The following is a 4,475-nucleotide window of genomic DNA, read 5'->3' as shown; positions in this document are numbered from 1 at the left end:
AATGCATTGGTCTGCGTTCCTGTAAAGGCCAGGGTATTGGCTCCCTGTGTAACGGTACGGTTGCCTGTAAGAGTTCCGTCTGCGTTATAAATATTCACAGAAGAAGTTCCAGCTGAGCCTCCATCGGTAGACCTCCAGAATGAGTTACTGAAAACGAATTCCAGTGCCTTACCATTTGGAATGGTAACGCCATCCAGTGTTGCTCCAAATCCACCTGTAGTAGCATTATAGACAATAAGTCGCTGACCGGGATTAGGAGCAGCAAATGCTGAAATGGCCACATTGGCTGTAGCAGCTCCGGTAAGCCGTACCAAACTCACATTAGCAGGAAGAGAAACCGCATTACCAGCAACGGCTAAAGCGGTTTCACGGTTGGTAATAGCTCCGTTTACATCCAATGTGGTACCGGGAGTGGTAAGACCCAGCCCCAGATTTCCATTAGAAGTCACCACCACATCATCTTTAGCCTGAGCGGCAGAAGGCACTCCGGTTGTTGGGTTATTTTTTAACCCATCAATGTTAAATACCCCCTGAGGATTGGTTGTATTAATTCCCACCTGTGATTTTGCCACAAATGAAAAAGTGGTAAGCAATCCTGCTAGTAATAAATTTTTTTTCATAATGTATGGTATTTGAATTTAAATTAGACTAAGATTTTCTTTTATAAAAGCTCTATATTAACTTCGAGCATCCTTATGTTTTATATTTAATATTGACTAATAGAGTAATAGTTTTAATTTGTAGTATTGAATGTTTTAATTAAAAATGAGTATTTGGTGTAATTGATTTCATTGTTACATATCCATATGAATGAAATCTCTTAAGCTTTAGAAAAATTACTGAGGTCAGAAGTAATATTGAAAAAGGCTGAAAATATTATATGAACCTGAGTAAATGAATTTGTTATTATTTTCCTGTTTTAAATTTTATAAGGCAAAACTAAGGTTTATTGCAGATTGTATTATATTTTTCACATACAGCAAAAATGCATCATGTGTGCATTATATATACATCTTATATACATCAACTTGTGTTATTTTTATATTTTTTTTATTTTTTTTATCCTTTTTATGTGAAATAATTAATCTATTGTAACTTTTTTTCTCTTTATATTTAAATCTTTAAAAGCGGTATTGTTAGAATTCATACTCAATTTCTTTTTTTTAGATAATAAAAAATTCTCTTCAATAAGTATTTTGAAGAGAATTTTTTGTTTGGATATTCCGGTAGACTTATTTATTTTATTCTTTACTACTATGGAATGGATGAAGCTTTTGCAGCTTCGGTACTGCTGCCTCCAAGATTATAATTAGTAATACTCAAGCCTAGTAATTTATTAATATAATCAGTGTTAAAGGGAAGAAGTATTGATAGTATGAAACAACAAATAAGTAAAATTAAAAATACTTTATCTGGTATTATACCTTAAGATAATAATAGCTTATTCTTTTTTTAAAGATGTTTTTCTGAGAATTGTAAGATTTGAATTCATTCTCAAATGTTCTCACCACCTGTGAATCTGTTTTGTAATTTTTACCTTAACCGTTTCACAGAAACCTGTGTAACAGGCCCTGAACCTGTAGATCCTGAACTAAAAGCCTTCAAACTTATATCCTGTGTATTCGCTGCTCTGAATGAGTAAGTAGTTGACGCGAACATTGGAATAGAAGTAATCAAGGTATAAGTCTGCAGTTGATTTGGCGTTGCATTATAATCATTAACTCTGGCAACCCAACTATTGGTTCCATTGTCCCATATGCCAATTACTGGGCTTGATCCCCCGGTAGAATTTACTGACAATTGTACATTCATTGTAATCAGATAGACCCCGTCATTTGATACTTTAAAAGAATTGGAAGTAGCTGTACCGGTATATAGATTCTCGTTGTCTATAATTTCATTGGTCAAACTTCCTATAGCTGTAGCAACACCATTACCAACTATTGAATAATCAGTCGTCATTTGTACAGATATTTCCTGAGCTACTATAAACTGGCCGTTTACAGCGATTATAGTTCCTGTGGCGTTCGGAACACCGGCCAGAGTCTGCCATGAAGGGGCAACTCCAGGACCATTGGATTTAAGAACCTGGCCTGCAGTACCAGGATTTCCCGCAGTGGAGGCTGTGCCTCCTACATTTAATTCGTTGGTAATCTGAACAGTACCATTTATATGAAGTTTCTCCTGTGGAGTCGATGTTCCTACACCCACATTTCCCCCGGAATCAACGGTCATTCTTTGGGTGTTATTGGTAAAAACATTAACAGGAATTGCTGTGCTGGATCCCATATCCAAACTGGTACTATTTCCATAAGCACTGACTATTGCTTTTCCATTATCATTTGCATACACCGATAAATTTGCCGCACCTCCATTAGCAAGAAATGATCCCCTTGAAGAACCTTTTGCTGTTACAATGCCTTCAGTCCCAGTCGTTCCAATAGTCACATTATTGGTTCCATTTGTAAAAGCCAGTGAATTTCCTGCGGTACTAACCACTCTGTTTCCCCCAAGAGTACCGTCTGCGGTATAGATATTAGTAGGAGAAGCTCCAACTGAGCCACCATCTGTAGGCCTCCAGAATGAATTACTGAAAACAAACTCCAGGGCTTTGCCATTAGGAATGGTAACGCCATCCAGCGTAGCCCCAAATCCACCTGTAGTAGCATTATAGACAATAAGCCGCTGACCGGGATTAGGGGCAGCAAATGCTGAAATGGCCACATTGGCTGTAGCAGCTCCGGTAAGCCGTACCAAACTCACATTAGCAGGAACAGAAACCGCATTACCTGCAACAGCTAAAGCGGTTTCACGTGTGGTAATGGCTCCATTTACATCCAATGTGGTACCAGCAGTGGTAAGACCCAGTCCCATGTTACCATTAGACATCATTACCAGATCATCCTTAGCCTGAGCGGCAGTAGGTACTCCTGTTGCTGGATTATTTTTTAGCCCATCAACATTGAATACTCCCTGAGGATTAGGTGTATTAATCCCCACTTGTGACTTTGCCACAAGCGAAAAGGTGGTAAGAAAGCCTGCTAGTAATAAATTTTTTTTCATAATGTATGGTATTTGAATTTAAATCAAACTAAGATCTTCTTTTATATATCAAAGGCTCTGTAATAACTGCAGAGCATCCTTATGTTTTTTATTTGATATTGAGAATAGGCTAATAGTTTTAATTTGTAGTATTTGATATTTGTAAAATGAATTTTTTGTGTAATTGATTTCATTGTACATAATCATATGATTGAAATTTCTTAAGCTTAAGAAAATAACTAAGGCCAGAAATTATATTGAAAAAGGCTGAACATATTATCTGAAACTGAATATATATGAATTTGTTATTATTTTCCTGATTTAGATTTATTGAAGCAAAACTAACGCTTTTCCAGATTGTAGTATATTTTACGTATACAGCAATCATACATCATGCGCATGTTGCATATACATCATATATACATTATTCCAGTGTTTTTTTATCCTTTTTATGTGAAATAATTAATTTGTTATACCTTTCTATTTAAATCTTAAAAAAATGTGTTGTTAGAATTCATATTTAATTTTTTTTGATAATAATAAATCCTCTTCAAAATACTTATTGAAGAGGATTTATTGTTTGGGATATATTCCGGTAGACTGATTTATCTTATTCTTTACTACTATGGAACAGGTGAAGCTGTCGCTGCTCCGGTACTGCTGCCTCCAAGATTATAACCACCATCACTCAAAGTAGTCATTTGCTCGTTGGAAATGATCAGCAATCTGATTCCCCATACAAATGTACTTCCTGATGAAGTAGTTGCATTAGGAACATCAGCATATATTCTCCAGGTTCCGTTCTGCGAAAAGGTATAGATGTCCGGCACCTGAAAATCAAAACTGGTGGAACCATTACCTTTAAAGCCGGCACTGGTGGAGCTATGATTATTGGTATCAAATCCAACAACAATAGCCGTATATTTATTTGTAGGTATTTTTGTATCAAAATTAGATACAAAATCTCCATTTGGGTTTGTAAAGGAGTAGTATTTAAAGTACATTTTTGAAACAGGTCCTATTTTTCCCCAGTCAGGAGCTGAACTTGTTCCTCCGTTATAATAAATTCCTTCTCCCTGAGGTGACATGGCTGTATTATTGTTATAAACCAGAAGCCCTTTTGCTGGTGCGGGAACAGTGCTGGCATCCGATGTTGAGGACAGAGATACTCTAGGTAATAAAAGACCTTTATTGCTGGAGCTTATGTCCAGTAAAGCAGAGCTGTCCGGTATGCCTGTCCCTACTCCTACATTCCCGGAAGGAGTAATTACCACTTTTGTACTATTATTTGCTATCAGATTCAGATTATTTGAAGTAGTGGTCCCCAAGTAACCCGATCCTCCACCAATATAGGTTTTCAGATTAACTGTGCCGTTGGTATGATTCAAACCAAAACTATTATCAGGGGTACTGATAGTAAGTTTGGTATCAGG

Annotated in this window: 1 protein-coding gene and 2 pseudogenes; all 3 read right to left on the bottom strand. The window is 36.5% G+C overall.

The window, feature by feature from the left end:
- A pseudogene (locus C8D70_RS20560) lies at positions 1-620 on the bottom strand (hypothetical protein); the annotation flags it as partial.
- A 913-nt stretch (positions 621-1,533) separates the two neighbouring features.
- Positions 1,534-3,063 carry a hypothetical protein gene (locus C8D70_RS20555; RefSeq protein ID WP_110368533.1) on the bottom strand — a complete coding sequence of 510 codons (1,530 nt, stop codon included), beginning with the start codon at positions 3,061-3,063 and terminating at the stop codon, positions 1,534-1,536.
- A 602-nt stretch (positions 3,064-3,665) separates the two neighbouring features.
- Positions 3,666-4,475, bottom strand: a pseudogene (locus C8D70_RS20970) (hypothetical protein); the annotation flags it as partial.

Origin of the sequence: Chryseobacterium sp. CBTAP 102 (genome assembly GCF_003201365.1) — a bacterium.
Taxonomy (GTDB): Bacteria; Bacteroidota; Bacteroidia; order Flavobacteriales; family Weeksellaceae; genus Chryseobacterium; species Chryseobacterium candidae.
The sequence above is the reverse complement of the archived record's forward strand: the minus strand, read 5'-3'. Positions and strand labels throughout refer to the sequence as shown.

Excerpts from the sequence above, each read along its gene's own strand:
- C8D70_RS20555 (WP_110368533.1), bottom strand. The coding sequence starts at position 3,063 with ATGAAAAAAAATTTATTACTAGCAGGCTTTCTTACCACCTTTTCGCTT.